This window comes from Thermoflavimicrobium dichotomicum (genome assembly GCF_900114055.1).
GTDB classification, from domain to species: Bacteria; Bacillota; Bacilli; order Thermoactinomycetales; family Thermoactinomycetaceae; genus Thermoflavimicrobium; species Thermoflavimicrobium dichotomicum.
In genome coordinates, this window is sequence record NZ_FORR01000016.1 from 53386 (window position 1) to 70681 (window position 17296).

General features: G+C 41.2%; 19 protein-coding genes. 12 read left to right on the forward strand and 7 right to left on the reverse strand.

All coding sequences use genetic code 11. The annotated features are described in order from the left end of the window. The 4 genes from BMZ78_RS14005 (at position 1) to BMZ78_RS14015 (ending at position 2406) form a co-directional block, all read left to right on the forward strand. A complete protein-coding gene (locus BMZ78_RS14005; protein ID WP_341849644.1) occupies positions 1 to 408 on the forward strand; it encodes a GNAT family N-acetyltransferase in 408 nt (135 codons plus the stop codon). Further along, positions 398 to 556, forward strand: coding sequence for a GNAT family N-acetyltransferase (locus BMZ78_RS19500; RefSeq protein ID WP_341849645.1), 159 nt, complete (start codon positions 398 to 400; stop codon positions 554 to 556). The genes BMZ78_RS14005 and BMZ78_RS19500 overlap by 11 nt, the downstream gene beginning before the upstream one ends. Positions 557 to 820: 264 nt before the next feature. Continuing rightward, positions 821 to 1597 (forward strand): SDR family NAD(P)-dependent oxidoreductase, encoded by a 777-nt coding sequence (locus BMZ78_RS14010; RefSeq protein WP_093231064.1) that lies wholly within the window; start codon positions 821 to 823, stop codon positions 1595 to 1597. A gap of 38 nt (positions 1598 to 1635) precedes the next feature. Further along, positions 1636 to 2406 carry an SDR family NAD(P)-dependent oxidoreductase gene (locus BMZ78_RS14015; RefSeq protein WP_093231065.1) on the forward strand — a complete coding sequence of 257 codons (771 nt, stop codon included), beginning with the start codon at positions 1636 to 1638 and terminating at the stop codon, positions 2404 to 2406. Positions 2407 to 2610: 204 nt separating this feature from the next. Here BMZ78_RS14015 and BMZ78_RS14020 read toward each other — a convergent pair whose 3' ends face one another. After that, positions 2611 to 3345, reverse strand: a complete 735-nt coding sequence (locus BMZ78_RS14020; RefSeq protein WP_093231066.1) for a YqjF family protein — start codon at positions 3343 to 3345, stop codon at positions 2611 to 2613. A gap of 395 nt (positions 3346 to 3740) precedes the next feature. On the opposite strand from BMZ78_RS14020, the gene BMZ78_RS14025 reads away from it, so the two are divergent. Beyond that, positions 3741 to 4184, forward strand: a complete 444-nt coding sequence (locus BMZ78_RS14025) for an OsmC family protein (protein WP_093231067.1) — start codon at positions 3741 to 3743, stop codon at positions 4182 to 4184. A 237-nt stretch (positions 4185 to 4421) separates the two neighbouring features. Further along, positions 4422 to 4586, forward strand: coding sequence for a hypothetical protein (locus BMZ78_RS18875; protein WP_175482493.1), 165 nt, complete (start codon positions 4422 to 4424; stop codon positions 4584 to 4586). Positions 4587 to 4646: 60 nt separating this feature from the next. Here the strand turns inward: BMZ78_RS18875 and BMZ78_RS18570 are convergent, their stop codons facing one another. Then, the gene (locus BMZ78_RS18570; RefSeq protein ID WP_139203334.1) at positions 4647 to 5303 is read right to left on the reverse strand and encodes a hypothetical protein; all 657 of its coding nucleotides are present in this window, start codon (positions 5301 to 5303) and stop codon (positions 4647 to 4649) included. Between the two features lie 586 nt (positions 5304 to 5889). Between BMZ78_RS18570 and BMZ78_RS14040 the strand changes: the two genes are divergently transcribed. Next, positions 5890 to 7203 carry an MFS transporter gene (locus BMZ78_RS14040; RefSeq protein ID WP_093231070.1) on the forward strand — a complete coding sequence of 438 codons (1314 nt, stop codon included), beginning with the start codon at positions 5890 to 5892 and terminating at the stop codon, positions 7201 to 7203. 74 nt (positions 7204 to 7277) lie between these two features. Here BMZ78_RS14040 and BMZ78_RS14045 read toward each other — a convergent pair whose 3' ends face one another. Then, positions 7278 to 8312: a methyltransferase gene (locus tag BMZ78_RS14045; RefSeq protein ID WP_175482494.1), complete on the reverse strand. Its 1035-nt coding sequence runs from the start codon at positions 8310 to 8312 to the stop codon at positions 7278 to 7280. 311 nt (positions 8313 to 8623) lie between these two features. Between BMZ78_RS14045 and corA the strand changes: the two genes are divergently transcribed. Continuing rightward, the gene (corA, locus tag BMZ78_RS14050; protein WP_175482495.1) at positions 8624 to 9577 is read left to right on the forward strand and encodes a magnesium/cobalt transporter CorA; all 954 of its coding nucleotides are present in this window, start codon (positions 8624 to 8626) and stop codon (positions 9575 to 9577) included. Between the two features lie 176 nt (positions 9578 to 9753). Here corA and BMZ78_RS14055 read toward each other — a convergent pair whose 3' ends face one another. Then, positions 9754 to 10275, reverse strand: a complete 522-nt coding sequence (locus BMZ78_RS14055; protein WP_093231073.1) for a beta-class carbonic anhydrase — start codon at positions 10273 to 10275, stop codon at positions 9754 to 9756. A 355-nt stretch (positions 10276 to 10630) separates the two neighbouring features. Here BMZ78_RS14055 and BMZ78_RS14060 point away from each other — a divergent pair, with 355 nt between their 5' ends. Beyond that, positions 10631 to 11380, forward strand: coding sequence for an MBL fold metallo-hydrolase (locus tag BMZ78_RS14060; protein WP_093231074.1), 750 nt, complete (start codon positions 10631 to 10633; stop codon positions 11378 to 11380). Positions 11381 to 11671: 291 nt separating this feature from the next. Here BMZ78_RS14060 and BMZ78_RS14065 read toward each other — a convergent pair whose 3' ends face one another. Beyond that, positions 11672 to 12055: a hypothetical protein gene (locus BMZ78_RS14065; protein WP_093231075.1), complete on the reverse strand. Its 384-nt coding sequence runs from the start codon at positions 12053 to 12055 to the stop codon at positions 11672 to 11674. A gap of 248 nt (positions 12056 to 12303) precedes the next feature. Between BMZ78_RS14065 and BMZ78_RS14070 the strand changes: the two genes are divergently transcribed. Next, positions 12304 to 12789: an antitoxin YezG family protein gene (locus BMZ78_RS14070; RefSeq protein ID WP_093231076.1), complete on the forward strand. Its 486-nt coding sequence runs from the start codon at positions 12304 to 12306 to the stop codon at positions 12787 to 12789. A gap of 259 nt (positions 12790 to 13048) precedes the next feature. Here the strand turns inward: BMZ78_RS14070 and BMZ78_RS14075 are convergent, their stop codons facing one another. Beyond that, positions 13049 to 13849 carry a DUF2935 domain-containing protein gene (locus BMZ78_RS14075; protein ID WP_093231077.1) on the reverse strand — a complete coding sequence of 267 codons (801 nt, stop codon included), beginning with the start codon at positions 13847 to 13849 and terminating at the stop codon, positions 13049 to 13051. 369 nt (positions 13850 to 14218) lie between these two features. Next, positions 14219 to 14842, reverse strand: coding sequence for a YitT family protein (locus tag BMZ78_RS14080; RefSeq protein WP_093231078.1), 624 nt, complete (start codon positions 14840 to 14842; stop codon positions 14219 to 14221). Between the two features lie 669 nt (positions 14843 to 15511). Here BMZ78_RS14080 and murQ point away from each other — a divergent pair. Further along, a complete protein-coding gene (gene murQ, locus BMZ78_RS14085) occupies positions 15512 to 16414 on the forward strand; it encodes an N-acetylmuramic acid 6-phosphate etherase (protein WP_425263937.1) in 903 nt (300 codons plus the stop codon). Between the two features lie 12 nt (positions 16415 to 16426). Beyond that, the gene (locus tag BMZ78_RS14090) at positions 16427 to 17281 is read left to right on the forward strand and encodes a MurR/RpiR family transcriptional regulator (protein ID WP_093231080.1); all 855 of its coding nucleotides are present in this window, start codon (positions 16427 to 16429) and stop codon (positions 17279 to 17281) included. The last annotated feature ends 15 nt before the right edge of the window (positions 17282 to 17296 follow it).

The window sequence follows — 17296 nt, forward strand, 5'->3', positions numbered from 1 at the left end:
TTGGACTCTGTTTATATTCGACGACTTGAGCTGGAAGATGCGGAGGCGCTTTTGGAACTACGCCTGAAGAATCGATCGTTTTTTAGGTCCTATGAGCCAAGCCATCCTGAAAGTCACTTTACTTTGCCAGCACAAATACAAGCCATTCAAAATGTAATCGAAAATTGGCAGAAGGATTTGGGATATGGCTTTGGCATATTCTTGCAATCTTCTCAACAATTAATTGGAAGAGTAAACCTGAGCAATGTGGTTCGTGGCGCTTGGCAAAACTGTACCATTGGATATTATTTGGATCGTTCATTTAATGGAAAAGGATATATGACAGAAGCTGTGAAGCAAGCTGTAAATTTTGCTTTTCATGAAGTGGACCTACCTACATCGTGTACAGGCAGCGGTAATGCCTCATAATCATGCATCCATTCGCGTTTTGGAAAAAGCAGGATTTCGCAAAGAGGGCTTTTCCAGGAATTATTTAAAAATCAATGGAAACTGGGAAGATCATTTCATTTTCGCCATAACGCAGGAAGATTTAAGGCAGGATGGTTGCCAAGGATGAAATGAAAGTTATCGAGACTATTGACAAATCCGGTTTTTCTTTTTCAGTTGAACGACTTTTGCTCGTTTTTATTGAGCAGGAGTGAAACGGAAAAGGAAAACCGGCATATAACGGAAACTTTGTCAACAAGCTGAAAGATATCTGGAACCTTTTATAAGAAAATACGATATTAAATGATATAAACATAAAAATACAAAAACAATATATATAGAAAATAGAAAAACTATTATAATTAGGATATATATATCATCAGGGGGTTTACACATGGCATTTGAAGATCAAGTTGTTTTAATTACAGGTGCAGCTGGAGGAATTGGAAAAGCAACAGCCAGGAAATTTGCTGAAAGTGGCGCAAAGTTGGCACTTGTTGACTTAAATGAAGAGGCTTTAAAGCAGGTTGTTAACGAATTGCAACTAAGTAATGAACAAACTCTTGCCATCCCGGCTGATTGTTCAGATGAGGAGCAAGTGATCCGTTATACACGACAGACAGTGGATCGTTTTGGCCGGATTGATGTTTTTTTTAATAATGCAGGTATTGAAGGGAAAATAGGAGCTATTACCGATTTGGATATAGAAGTATTGGATCAGGTCTATCAAGTAAATATTCGTGGTGTTTTCCTGGGATTGAAGCATGTACTCAAAGTCATGAAAGAGCAAAGATCCGGTGCAGTGATCAATACCGCCTCGGTGGCTGGAAAAATGGGTACGCCTGGACTGGGGGCTTATGTTGCATCAAAGCATGCCGTGATTGGTTTAACGAAAACAGCAGCTTTGGAGTGTGCAGACTTTGGAATTCGTGTCAATGCCATATGTCCAGCGCCCATACATACACGAATGATGCGTTCCATTGAAGAAGGAACAGCTCCAGGACATGGACAGATGATCCAGGAACAATTCGCTCAAAAGATCCCGATGAAACGATATGGTGAGGTAGGCGAAGTAGCCAATCTCGTTTATTTCTTGGCCTCCGATGAAGCAAAATTCATTACGGGTGCTCATTATGCCATTGATGGGGGCATGTCTGCGACTTCATTATAAAATAAAAATCATACGAATTTGACAGGAAGGGAGCAAAAATGGAATTTACAAATCGGGTCGTTTTGATCACAGGAGCGGCTGGTGTAACTGGGAGAATGATTGCTGAAAAGTTTTGGAAAGAAAACGCTTTTCTGGCATTAGTGGATATTGATATAGAGGGATTGAATGACCTGGCAGCAGAGTTACACCTAGATGATGAACGTGCTTTGCTGATTCAGGCAGATGTAAGGGATGAAAAGCAAGTAGAAGATTACGTCCGAAAAACAAAAGAATATTTTGATAAAATTGATATCTTTGTTAACCATGCAGGAATAGAAGGGAAAGTGGCAAAAATACCACAGCTTTCGGTGGAAGACTTTGACGAAGTCTATCGCGTGAATGTGCGCGGTGTTTTTTTAGGACTGAAGTATGTGATTCCCATCATGCAAGAGCAAAATTATGGAGTCATCATTAATACATCCTCGATTATGGGAATTCATGGAGCACCCTGTCTTACCCCATACGTAATGTCGAAACATGCGATTATTGGGATGACTAAGACAGCTGCCCTGGAGTGTGCGGATTATCATATTCGTGTGAACAGTATCTGTCCAGGTCCCATCGAATCACGGATGATGCAATCCATTGAAGCTGGAATTGTACCTGAAAACCCTCAGATTGCACGGGATCTGTTTACGCAAATGATCCCTTTTAAGCATTACGGAAGTGCTGAAGATTTAGCAGAATTGGTTCTTTTTCTTGCTTCCAATCGTGCGAAATACATTACAGGCAGTTATTTTGTGTTGGACGGCGGGCTGTCAATTAAGTAGAGTTTTATTCACAGGCTTATTTCTCATGAACAGTCAGGGCTATGAGGAATAAGCCTGAGACTGTTGACAAACCCGGTTTTCCTTTTCCAGTTGAACGACTTCTTGCTCGTATTTTTGAGCGGGAGTGAAACGGAAAAGGAAAACCGGCATATAACGGAAACTTTGTCAACAAGCTGAGGCTTATAAGGAATAAGCATGTTCCTTCTAATCATTTTCCAGGGTCAAAGTCCAAATGAAGGCAGTTAGATTTTTGGCGTAATGGAATATGGGAGGAATATTGGGAAGAAAAATTTGCTGAGAAGTCATCAAAGTGTTTTGCACGATTTCAGCCTCTGCCTGTTGAAGTGGCCAGGGAAGATGATGGATATCACAGCGGTACAGCTTATTGTGATAAGTGGTATAGAGGCAATATCGTTCTGTCAGCCAATGATCCAGCGAATTATCAGAGGCATGATAAACACCTGAAACAGGACGATATTGAGCTTCAAAGACAGCGGGTATCGTCTTTGAACCATTGCGACGGCTAGTAAAGGTAATCCAGTCATTTTGATGAATGAGTTGGCCATGTGCATGATAATAAGGCAAATGATGAATGGTTTTTCCAGCGATTACAGCTAGCCAGCTAGCTGCATCACAGCTAAAAAAATAAACGCCTGGCTTGTTGCGATATACCACATAGGTTCTCACATTTAGCTCGGGAAATGTTGAAAAGGGAATCGGTACGATCCCTCGTAAACGGATCTGGCTGATTTGAAAAGGTACTACACTAATCCAAGCGTAATGGTCAAAGGTATCGATCTCCAAAATAGAAGGCACGAGATTTCGAATCGACTCTACTGGTATAGGCCAGTGAGCAAACAAAAGGTGTTCCCATGTCTGTGTAATAAGCCAAGGTTTGGAAGGAACAGGCCAGGGACGGTGTTCGGTTTGATCAAACATCGGAAGTAGCTCCTGTAAAGATGTATTTGGCTTAACATGTGGAATAGGATGAAATCTTTTTACCATTGATTGTACCCGTAAAAATTCCTTTTATAATCATATGGAAAGTTTAGTCTTTATCCCAAAGGAATACAGTATGTAGTAGTGACAGGTTTTGTTATGATCCTTAAATTGCACTGTCTATCGTCAAATTTTTGCTTAATTCCTACTTGTCAAATCGGTTTTTATGGATTATTCTTATATTAACTCGACTTGAGTAAAAACATTTCATTCATTTCAAATTCAGAGTTTATCCATCTTTTTTGTATATTTAGGTCAAGGTTCTTTATGTGAGAAAAGTGCGAAAAATCAATCATCGAAATAATTGCTACTTAATCCATGGGGAGGTTTGATCCATGCCTAAGCTTACCTTTTCTTCTGATGTAAAATGGTCTGGCGAGGGAGTGCGCTCAGTGGCTGAGATCAACGATAAACAGGTGATCATTGACGAGCCGCCGGCCTTGGGTGGAACAGATCAAGGGCCCAATCCAGTGGAACTGATCCTGGCCGCATTGGGTGGGTGCATCAATGTGCTGGTATCCCTGTTTGCCAAACAGCACGGGGTGGAGCTGAAAGGAAGCAAAGTACATGTGGAAGGGGATCTGGATCCCGACGGCTTCATGGAAAAAGCTGATGTCCGTCCTGGTTTCCTGGAAATCCGCTACCATATTGACATCGATTCCCCCTCTGATCCGGAAAAGGTACAAGCCCTGATCGAGCACGTGGAGCGGGTCTGCCCGGTGAAGGACACCTTAAAGGGCGTGCCTACCATCGCGGTAACGGGGCAGAAGACGAAATAATCTCAACGGAAAAACCAGCCCCATTGCTTGGGGTATTAGAGAATACAAGCAAAAGGGACTGATGCCAAACGATCACTTTAAGTGAACTTTTGGGTCAGTCCTTATTCGTTTTGGCTCGAAAACGACCCGAATTTAAAATTTCCGAGGGTGAGTAAATGGCCTCGCAACATGAATAAATATGACTCTGTCTATCAAAATATAGATAAATCCATCACACAAAAAAGGGAGTATAGTTCGATGAGAATCGAGAAGAAGAAGTTTAATCTTGTTAAGAAATCTTCATTTGAAGGAAAACCAGAAGCTTCTTGTGTGGAAGACGATGATTCAGGTGAGTATATGAATATTGATATCCCGGCTCATGAAGTCGCTACACCCGCAGAACTGGATCATGGAAATTCCTAAATCGACTGACGAGTCAGTATGGGTAATATTAATCCCATGATTAAAGGACATGGACTTCAATCAATAAGCAATGATATCAATGATACCGTCAAATCCGTTTGTGTTCAAAGATGTGATACTCACATCGTAATATCCTGGAGCAAGATTGCTGAAAATAGCCATATTTAACCGATTTGCACTCGTTAAGTCACAATAAAGCCAATTTTCGTCGGCGATCGTATAAGCATAAATTCTCACTTGATACGGATATTGATAGGCCTTTACAATAGATACTTCAATTGTTCCCTGTTGAACTTGAAGAGCGGTTAGACCGTTGACCCAAACATTTCCGGTGTTTCGAGCGGTGACATGTACATTTTGAAGCGCTTTAACGGGAGAGCTGTTTGGTACAGTATAAGGCTTTTTATTGGATATATGACACATGAAAGAGATGTTGCTGTTACCTAAATTGGTTGCCATAATGTAATATTCTCCGCCAGGTAAATCATTGAACCGTACAGTTTCTCCGGGAGTGTAAACATGGGAACGATGAAAGATATAAATGTATTGAGAATGGAACTGACAAAGGGAAATTTCGAGTTGAATTTTGGTTGGGAAGGAATCAAAGAGCTGAAAAGTGATTTGACCGTTAGGAGGTACTTGAATAGGGGAGGATTCATTAATGATGATGGATTGCCCAGAGGTTATACGGCGGTGAAAAGACCGCTGATAGCTCATAATGACCTCCAAAAAATTTCTTTATTTCTATTGTAACATACAAATAGTATTTGGTTAATAATAAATAAAACAAATAGTAATAATATTTAATTTGTTTTTGTTGTATATTCGGTGATTGATGCAAAGTGAAACTGGAGACAGCTATTATAGGGGTAGAGGGAACAGCCATCTCTCCGGTACATGAAAAAATGACTTGAGACGCCACTAGGGAACTCAAGTCATTTCGTGTTTATACTGGAAGCTCAGGGAAGACACGTTCATATTCATTTTGTACCTAAGGATGAAAGTATTGATATATCATGATTGTCTCCATGTCCGCTAAACAGCATTATTTGTCATACAGCCGGTCAAAATCGGCTTTTCATGTCCACTTACGTAGCAAATAACCGGTAGTTAAAATGTTGGATGAACCTCCTGATTACAAATTCTAAGCTGTCGTTACCATATGATAGATATATGATATTCTTTAAAAATATGGTATTATTTAAAAAGAAATAGGATTTATAGTAGTTTTTAAAGCATCTGAGTGTTGACGAGGCTGATAAAGTAGCGTCAAACACCGGTACTTTATGAGGAGGATTTAACAATGTCTCAATCCATTGACCGCTCAAAGACGCGACGTATCACAGGAAACATCTTCAAAGGTTCGGTTGGAAATCTGATCGAATGGTACGACTGGTACGTCTATACTGCTTTCGCGGTGTATTTCTCGGCCGAGTTCTTTCCCAAGGGAGACCCGACAAGCCAACTGCTTAACACAGCGGCAATCTTCGCTGTCGGTTTCCTGATGCGCCCGATCGGGAGCCTGCTGCTGGGCCGATATGCCGATCGTCATGGCCGTCGTGCCGCGCTGACGCTTTCCATCTCAGTCATGGCCGGTGGTTCTCTGATTATTGCCTGTACACCTGGTTATGGCACGATTGGCGTGTGGGCTCCTATTATTCTGGTTATCGCCCGCCTTCTCCAAGGGTTGTCGCTAGGTGGGGAATATGGAACCTCAGCAACGTACCTGTCTGAGATGGCCAGCAGCGGCCGCCGTGGCTTCTATTCGAGCTTCCAGTATGTCACACTTATTGCCGGACAGCTGGTGGCACTGGGTGTCCAGATCATCCTCCAACAAATACTCAGCGAACCCGATATGAAGTCCTGGGGCTGGCGTATTCCCTTCGTGATCGGAGCAATGGGGGCATTGGCCGTATTGTGGCTGCGTCGCACGATGGACGAATCAGATCAGTTCTCAAAAATGGGTTCTGAAAGCCGGGCTAGCGCTGGGACGATTCGAGCTCTGATGAAGCATCCCAAAGCGGTGTTGACAGTAGTCGGACTTACGCTTGGCGGAACTGTCGCCTTCTATACCTACACGACGTACTTACAGAAGTTCATGGTGAATACTATGGGACTTCCCAAGGAGGTTGTCAGCTGGATCAACTTTGTTGCCCTGCTGGTATTTGTCGTACTTCAACCTCTCGCCGGCATGCTGTCCGACCGGATTGGACGGCGTCCGCTATTGATTGGTTTCGGTATCCTTGGGACGTTGCTGACGGTGCCACTGTTCCTGATCTTGGAACAGACGAAGAGCCCGATCGGTGCTTTCTTGCTCATGATGGCTGGTCTCATTGTTGTTACCGGTTACACTTCAATTAATGCAATCGTGAAAGCCGAGCTCTTCCCAACTGAAGTCCGTGCCCTTGGCGTAGGTTTCCCTTACGGAGTCACCGTGGCGATATTCGGCGGGACGGCGGAGTACATCGCGTTATGGTGCAAGAGCATTGGCTTCGAGTCTCTCTTCTACTACTACGTAGCTGCCTGTATTGCCGTAAGCTTGATCGTTTACTGGCGTATGGCTGAGTCTTCTAAAATCTCCCGCATCGAAGCCGAGCTCGATGCTGAAACGCGCTAGCTGTCTGTGAACCTGGTTCTGCTCAATAAAAGAGATTGGCCACATCCGTGATGATGTGGCTTTTTTTAAAATGATTAGAAAGGTTTGGCTTCAATGATGGATGTACCAGATTGAGTAGGGATGATTCTTTCAGTTTTAAAACCTGCGTATTCCAGCAACTGTTCATATTCTGCCACGGTTCTTTCTCGTCCACCTGACATGACCAGCATTTGCAAGTCGAGAAATCTGCTAAAGACTGGATGGCTTTTTGGGGCATCAATGACATTTTCGATAATCAGCAGGACTCCGTGATCTTTTATTGCTTTGCGGCAGTTTCCTAGAATTTCAACGGCTTTTTCATCATGGAAGCCATGGATGATGTGTTTCAGGATATAAACCTCTCCATTTGCAGGAATGGATTCGAAGAAGTTTCCTGCAACCACTTTGATACGATCTCGAACAGGATTGTTTTCGATATGGTTTTGGACTGTTTTAATGACAAAGGGTTGGTCAAAGAGAATCCCCTGTGTGTTTGGATACTTTTGCAAGATGGAAGTAAGCAAATAGCCATGATTTCCGCCTACATCTACAATCGTTTGATATGGAGAAAAATCATACTCATTCAGGATTTCTTTTGTTAAAGCTTGAGTATGCGTAAACATGGTTTGGTTAAAGAAGTGACCGAAGTCTTTATTCTCTTTGTGATAGTCATAGACGGACATCTTGTATTTATGATTGAAAACAACTTTTCCATCGATAATTCCTTCCATTAAATCTCCCCAGGCTCCCCAATGATATGGATCGCCTTGCATTAAAGCCGTACTTCGCAAAGATCCTTCTACATCGGAACGTAAATAGTGCGATAGGGAAGTCAGTGAAAAGGTTCGATTTTCTTTTTCTTCAAAAAGATGGATGGAAGCAAGAGCGCGCAGTAAACGGTAAAGCGCTTCTGGGTGTACTTGACATATTTCGGCAAGTTCATCACACGTTTTGGGACCATCCTTTAATAAATCAGCAATCCCCAGTTTGGCGGCCACCATAATGGCTTGTGATTGTTGGTAAGCATGGATCATTTGCGATAGAACAAGATGATGAGAGATGTTGTGGGATTGTTTTGGTTGATTTTCCATGTCCGTATGCATCCTTTCGCTCTCTGTTCGAAAGATTACAATAATTGCTTTTCCCTGTATTTTTAGAGAAGAAGCTGATTATATGATTATGTTTAAAAAATTGACATATTCATTTCGACTGGGGCTTCTTTTTCGGACAACGGATGCAATGGATGCGGGAAGAATAATATTCGTTTCCATTGGTTAAATTTACAAAATAGGTTCATGGTCAAAATTCCTGATGTGTCTCTTTTTGTAACGAAGTGGCTTCATGTAGCGAAATGAAAGAATGAATAAAGAAGTCTTTCGATGGTTAGATAAGGAGGATTTTCTTGATACATACATTGGCAGTTCATACAGATGGATCCCTTCTTCTGGATATTCCTATTCATCAATTAAATGAACCTCATATTCAGTGGTATTGGGTTGACTTTGACGATCCTACATTGGAAGAAGCTTCCGTGTTAAAGGAACACTTCGGATTTCATCCATTGGCCGTTGAAGATTGCTTGCACTATTTGCAACGGCCCAAACTGGATTATTATGAGGATTATCGTTTTTTTGTGCTCCATGCCATTACCGATTCCCGTTTAAAAGTAGAAGAAGTAGATTTGTTTGTGGCAGACCGTTTTGTGGTTTCTTTTCATTTTGCCAATTTGGAGGAAATTGATTCAGTTCGCGAAAGGCTCATGCAACATCCGGATCTCATTGCGAAAGGGCCTGGTTTTATTGCTTATAAAATTATTGACAAACTTGTTGATAGTTATTTCCCGATTATTCAAGATCTGGAGGAAAAGCTGGCCAGAATTGAAAGCACAACGCGAAGAATTTCTACAAAAGTTATCATTGATCAAATTTATAAGATTCGAAGTGATCTGTCCAAACTGCGGCGCAGTGTTGTTCCGATGAGCGAGCTGTTGTACCGCGTCATTAATTCGGAGCGTATTATACAATCAAAAGACCGTGTGTATTTTAGTGACATTCATGATCATTTAATCAAACTTACTCATATGATTGAATCCATTCGGGAAATCACTGCTGATATTCGAGACAGCTATCTGTCACTCAACTCTTATCGCATGAATCGCATCATGATGACCTTAACGGTGATTACCACGATTTTTATGCCTCTCACTTTCATTGCAGGTGTGTATGGGATGAACTTTGAATATATGCCTGAATTAAAATGGCGGTACGGATATTTTATTGTACTGGGAATCATGTTTCTGATTGGTTCCAGCTTATTTTTGTGGTTTAAATATAAAGGATGGTTTAACCAGGATTAGGAAATGAATGGAAAGATGGCAGATGGTGCCTTGAAAATAAAGGCAGGCTAACATATTAAACATGACTAATATGTTAGCCTGCCTAATTATTTTTCTTATTTCAAGCGCCTCTTACCAATACTTTTCACTAAATGGTTAAACTTCTAACGGCATTAAAACTTTGCCATCTTGAGGCACTACTCAATGACTTCCACTTTACCGGTGTGGACGTCATAGATCCCTCCATAGATTCGGATATTCTCCGGAATAAGTGGGGATTGTCTCAGTGTCTCGATATCTTGTCTGACACTTTCCTCGAGATCCGCAAATGGCAAAAAGTCGTATTTTCTTGCTTCCTGTCCTGCCTTTTCACCGAGCGTATCATCGATTCGTGCATACAGGTCCTCGTTTTTAAACGTCAGCATTCCGCAATCGGTATGGTGAATCACGATAATCTCTTCTGTGCCCAGCAACTGTTCAGAAATAACCAGGGACCTGATTACATCTTCCGAAACACGCCCACCAGCGTTTCGGATGACGTGAATGTCACCAAGCTTAGCATCCAAAAATGCCAATGGATCCAGTCTTGCATCCATGCAGGTCACAACTGCAACTTTACGTGCAGGGGGAATCGGCAAATTTCCCTGATTGAACCTCTCAGCGTATTTCTGATTGGACTCCAGTAAAGCTTTTGCATTGCTTGCAGGTTGATTCGCCATCGAGCTTACCTCCCGGTATAAAGTCGACTAATTTTATAGGAATTACCGTATTTTATATTACAATAATTTAGACTGGTTTGTCAATATTTCATCCAGGCCTCAAGGTCGCATAGAGAAGTTTGTTATCTCTTGACAAATATTTTATTTTATGTTATAATAAAATTTTATTTGACAAAATATGTAGATGGGTATTATTATAGAGAATAGAAAAAAGATGAATTTACCACTCTTGTTTGTGTAAAACAGTGTAAGCCACAAGAGATAATTAGAACGCAAAAGAAAAACAGGTCGGAATATGATCTTCGGATCGCATGGAAGGTTTCAAGTAACCAAAAATATGATTGGGAGGACTACTATGCAAATAGCCAACGGAGTGGAAATGTTAGAAATTTCAGCTAACATTATGGGGAAGCTCGATACCATTTTTCCTACGCTGATCTGGGACAAGGATACGGTAATCTTGGTGGACACGGGATATCCCGGCCAACTGCCAAAATTTCGTGAGGCCATGGAGAAGGCAGGAGTCCCTTTTGAGAAGCTAAGCAAAATAATTATCACTCATCAAGATTTGGACCATATTGGCAGTTTGCCGGTCATTCTGAAAGAATCACCTCATAGAGTTGAAGTATTGGCCAGTGAATTGGAAAAGCCTTTCATTCAGGGAGAGAGAGGGCTGCTTAAAATAACTCCGGAGGCCATCGCTCAGGCAATGGACTCTTTGCCGGTTGACGTACCGGAGGAATGGCGCAAAGCATTTAAGGCGGTTCTTGAAAATCCGCCGAGTGCCAACGTTGACAAAACAGTCGCCGATGGAGAGGAATTGCCGTACTGTGGCGGAATTACCGTGATCCACACCCCAGGCCACACTCCTGGGCATATCTGCCTGTATCACAAACCGAGCAAGACTCTTATTGCAGGGGACGCCATGAGAGTGAAAGATGGTCAATTGCTTGGACCGGACCCACAAGCAACTCTCGATATGGACACAGCAATAAAGTCGCTGAAAAAGCTCACACAGTATGATATCGAAACCGTAATTTGCTACCATGGCGGTCTCTATAAGGGTAACGCAAACCGGCGCATTGCAGAATTGGCTAACGGGTGATCACAACGAAACATGATGGACTTCAAATTGAACGGATCGTTGAAAGTTTGAATGCTTTTGGTAATGATTCGTCCTACATCAGGTGTGTGCTATGTATGGGGTATATCCAAGATAGCTTCAAAAATGGCTATTCAGATAGAAAAAATTGTAAAAGAGAGCGAAAGAGCTCTCTTTTTATATTAGTCTAAATTTAGGGATGATCCAATCATGTAAAATTTGCAGATACAGATGTTATTCTGACAAGGAAATGAATCGTGATTTCATTTTTTTAGAGCACAATGTGAATTCATTTTAATTTCTTTCAACGATGCGCCCCGCTGCTGAACAGTCCTTAGCCGAACCATAACAATCTAATTGCAGTACATAATATCCTGTTTTCGGGGTCCAATCTGACCAGAATTCGCCTGCGTCTTGTCCAGGCCTCATGGTTACTTGTTTAACTACATGACCAGATGGATCTTTTATTTTAAAAATAACCGAATGTTTACTTTTTCTATAAACCCCTCCCATTACTGCCACATCATTACTGCTACTTACATACAATCTTACGCCGCGAACGTCTTCACCAGGATCAAGATGGACAGAAATTCCGTCTATTACTTTTGCATAAGCTGAATTTGCGAAAACAGTCAAAAGTAGTGACAAAGCGAAAATAGAGGATATAACTTTTTTCATTATTCACTCCAACTCCTTTAAAACTGATTTTCTTCACGCTGTTTCAGTCTTTTGATATTGAAAACAAACCGAATGCTTGTACGTTTTTATTATAATATACAGAATTATCTTAAACAACAATATTTTACTCATTTTACATAAAAAAGAATTGATTTGCAAATGGTTGGAAACGCAGCAGAAGTAAGGTATAAGATTGGTGAAGAGGATGGACATGAGAAATATTTGAAAATGTTGTGGGGGATAATTAGATGGATCATCCAAAACTGGACAGTATATATCAATCAATCGCTCAAACGGTGATTGAAATGATCCCGGAGGAATGGACGAAGGTATATGTATATGGAGAGTTAATGGATGGTGTACAAAGTACCTACTTTTATTATTATCCGACGGCAAATGAAGAACCCGTGCAAATTTTTGATATTCCCGAGCTGTTCGAGGTGGACGAAGAAGAGTTCGACCAATTGAGAGATCAATTGGATGAACATCTTGAAAACTTGCGGAACGAGTTTAAACAAAGCGGGCATGAGCCGTGGTCCACTTTCACGATGGTCTTTGATCATTTGGGCAAGTTTAAAGCCGAATATGGTTACGAGGATTTATCCAAAACAGATCATTATGATAGGATGATAATTTGGGAATATAAATATCTTGGTCTTGTTCCAAAGAGTAACTTTGGAAGGGATATTTTGGAAGAATATTTGAAGGAGACCGAGGGTAAAGCGATTGATTAAAATACGCCTCTGAACGGTGATCAGCTTCCCGTTCGGGGTAGGACACAAATTGTATGGTAAATGGGAACCAACGTCGCGAAAGCACTCACTCAGAGTCGCAGTAGGAATAAACGCTAAATGGAGGTTATTACCTAAAAAAGAAATGAAATTAATAGACCAGATAAATATAGAGAAAAACGACTTGGTTATCCTCAAGTCGTTTTTAATATGTCTATAAGCTATTGCAGTTGTTTACAACCGATTTTAAATTGGATGTTAGTTATTGCAGGCTTTGAGCATTCAGGTGCTGCTCAAACATGTCAATAATCGTTAGAAATCTTTCAGCTTCACGGAAAACATGATCGGCTAACAGAGGATGAATGATACTCTTAATCCGGCAGGCTTCAATTAATTCGCGTGCTGTTTTTTTGAAGTCCCGCAAGGATTTTACCGAAACCCTGTTTTGATCAAGGAATTGGTTAAGCAAGGGGACTGTCTGGGATTGAGGGCGCATGGAATCCAAATCTCTCGCTTGAAATAGTAATTGGTCAAAATCATGGCTAAAGTTTCGTGCCTGGTCCACCAGTTTTCGTTCAGATGGATCAAGTAAATGGCCGATAAATTTGGCATGATCAGCCATAATGCGCAAGAAAAACACATTTTCATCAATAATGGCGTCAGGCAGGGGTTCTAACGTTCCGGTATTCAGTTCTCTTAGTCGATTTCTGAAATAATTGGCTTCCCTGCTTACATGGTCAATCAATAAAGGAAAATTATTTTGCCCCGGGAGTTTACAACGTAAAACCAAATCCAATATCTTTCTCTTAAATGCCCAAATACCTGAAACTGCGTTGTAAACCCTTTCATTAAAACGTGTGATTTTCCTGGGATCTGTGTCCAATGAGTAGTCATGTGATTTGTTTTCGATCTCTTCGAATAGAGCATAAAAATAATTGGCTTCCTGAATTAATTGAGTGTCTTCACATCGGAAGCCCAATTTCAGAAAGAGGGAATGTTCCTTCATGATACGGGACCAAAAACGAATTTCGTCTAAAGAACGAGCTACAAAGGGATCTGGCATCATCTCACCTCACATTTATCTGATGATTTAATATATGCGCCCATTTCCGCAGATAGAAAAATATCCTGAAAGTTGTATGTTTCTTTAGGTGGAGGGGCGTTGACAGAATAGATGGATAAAAGCGCAAATGAAAAGCCGGGAACAAAAGCTCCCGACTTAATCTAACATATCATTGGTTGATTCATTGATCTGGTCAAAGAACTAGGGTGCATTTATTTCTTTGTTAGTTCCTCTTTAACTTGGATATAGAAGATCATTCATTCTCCATTCATCAGATATTGACATCTCACATGATTTTTTTGATTCTCTAGAGACATAAAAAAGCACATGAGCTCTTCCCTGTGAGAACCCATGTGCCTGTATCATCCGTTATTGGGCCAATTTGGCAGGTGTCCATGTTCTTTCCCCAGAGTGGTAGGTCCATGTAATCATTTTCCCGGAAATAGTGATGGCAATGATGGTATACATCACTTTGGAAAGAGGAAGAAACCATAGAGAAAGAGCTAAAACGATGAAATCAGAGATGATAAAAAACGTGCCGACTTCCAGCCCGAAATGTTTATGAATATAGAGGGCTAAAATTTCTTCTCCTCCAGCTGCTGCTCCATAACGGAGAACAAGGCCGGAAGCAAAACCGGTTAAGATCCCTGAGAGAATGGAACCTAAAAGCATCATCTCGCTAAAATCCCATCTAAGAGGTGAGAAACGTTCGCATAAATCATAGAAGATTGAAAACATGGTGGCAGCAAAAACTGAATAAATCAGGAATTTGGCTCCTCTTTCCTTAAAACCGATGATAAAAAGCGGAAAGTCCAGGATAAACATGGTCAACGCTGGGGAAGTACCGAATACATACTTGACAAGTAAAGCAAGACCGACAAAGCCACCTTCAGCCAGGGAATTCTGGTAGTTGATATGGTAATACGTAAATGCTTCCAAAAACAGTCCGAACAAAATCATGAAAATCCTTTTATACTCACCTTTATCCAACATAGGAATCCTCTCTTCGTAGTTAAGTTGTTGACCCAACTAACTACGAAAAGGATCCTATCCGTATTGTCATCCATATCTATCCTCTTTCGTAGTTAGTTGTGATGCTTAAGAGTCAGCAATTGGACAACTAACTACGAAGCTAGGTGTAAGAAAGATCATGCCGTTTCCATATAAAATGTGGAAACATGTTATCCGTATCCTTTCTTCGAAATGAAATGAGATAAGATGGACCCATCATTTCGAAGCTAGGTATACGACAGATCTTGACGTTTCCAGATTGACTGAGGAAACATGAATTATCCTGATCCCTTCTGGAAAAAATATATACTATTTCCTATATTATAACATGAAATTCCATATTAATAAAGATGATTATTTCCAGTTCGAATTTCTGCATGCTTGATGAAAATTTAGCTCATCCATTACATAACTATTGTCTATTTTTTAAAAATATTTGATAATGGATGAAGGGAAAGAGCATTAATTAAAAGGATCTTCAGATGATGAAAGAAAGGGGAGTGATATTAAAAATGAAGCTTTGCCAGCGGCTGTTGAAATAATATTTTATAAAAGATAAATATATATTGATATATTATTTCAGATTGATTATAATTAGACTCAAGTCGGAAGATGTAGCTTTTACTCCATCTTCATATGGAGGCGTTTTCATTGATCAGAGAAGAACTAGCCAGGTTAACCACTGAAACACGGAATCAGCGAACGATGCAGATTGACCGAATGTCTACGGGAGAAATCTTGCGCTTGATGAATGAAGAGGATCAGAAAGTTGCCTTATCCGTCAAAGAAGTCTTACCTGATATTGAAAAAGTGGTGGATTGGACTGTTCAGGCTTTAAAGCGGGGCGGCCGCATTATCTATGTTGGAGCTGGCACAAGTGGCCGGTTGGGAGTGTTGGATGCGGTTGAATGTCCACCAACTTTCAGTACACCCCCTGAAATGGTCGTTGGACTTATTGCGGGCGGCGAACGTGCTTTTGTAAAGGCGGTTGAAGGTGCTGAAGATGATCCCTCTCTGGGAGAGAAAGATTTACGTGACATTCATCTTTCTCCAGATGATGTGGTGATTGGAATTGCAGCCAGTGGGCGTACGCCCTATGTAATCGGAGCATTGCAATATGCCAGAAAAGTCGGGGCTAAAGCGGTTGCTTTAACTGCCAACAAACAAGCACGGCTGAGTCAATTTGCTGATCTCGCCATTGAGGTCGACGTTGGTCCTGAAGTGATAACCGGTTCCACCCGTCTCAAGGCTGGCACTGCCCATAAAATGATTCTCAACATGATTTCTACCACCACCATGATTCGGATTGGTAAGGTGTACGAAAACCTGATGGTGGATGTTTCCATTAGCAATGAAAAGTTAAAAGATCGCGCAATACGCATTATTCAGACAGTTACGCAAGTCGACACTGAAACAGCGCTACGTGTGCTGGAGCAAGCGAATCATGAAGTCAAAACGGCGATTGTCATGATCAAGACAGAGTCTTCTTATGAAAAAGCAAAAAAGCGTTTGGATCTTGCTGATGGAAATGTTCGAAAAGCGATTGAGGGTTAAAGGAGGATCGGCATGACCTCTGGTGTGTTACAGCGAATCGAATCCATACTCAGCCATTTACCAAGTTCCGAACAGAAAATTGCTCAATATATTCTGGACCATCCAAATGAAGTCATCCATTTGACCGCAGCTCAGATCGGGCAGGTAACACAAACCAGTGGTGCTGCCGTTGTTCGATTATGCAAATCACTGAAGCTGAATGGACTGCAAGATTTAAAAATGCGGTTAGCCGGGGATCTGGTGAAGCCAGTCAAGAGTGGCTATCGAGATGTAGATCTGAAGGAACCGGTTGAATCCATTATCTCCAAAGTTACCGATAACCATATCCAGTGTTTGAAAGATACAATGGAGATACTGGATGTCGATGCACTGAAAAAAGCAGTCACCTATTTGCTTGAGGCAAAATCAATCTACCTGTTTGGTATCGGAGCATCTGGCATTATTGCTCAAGATGCTCAACACAAATTTTTACGTGTGAACAAAAATGCAACCGCTTTCAGTGATGTACATGTCAACGCCATGATACTGGCCAATGCTCTTCCGACAGATGTATTTTTTGCGATTTCTTATTCCGGAGAAACAAAAGAAGTGGTGGATTTAATCGCATTGGCCAAGAAATATGGATTGCGCACAATCAGCCTGTCAAAGTTTGGGCATCATGCAGTCGATGAATACTCCGATGTGTCACTGAAAATATCGAGCTCCTATGAAGCGAAACTGAGAAGTGCAGCCACTGTGTCTCGGCTTGCTCAACTCTATGTCATCGATATTCTCTTTTTAAGCATGGCCTCTCAAGAATATGAAAAAACCATGCAATATATTGATTCCACTCGACAGGCGATCCAAATGATCAAAGATCATAGATAGAGAAGTGGGGGAGAA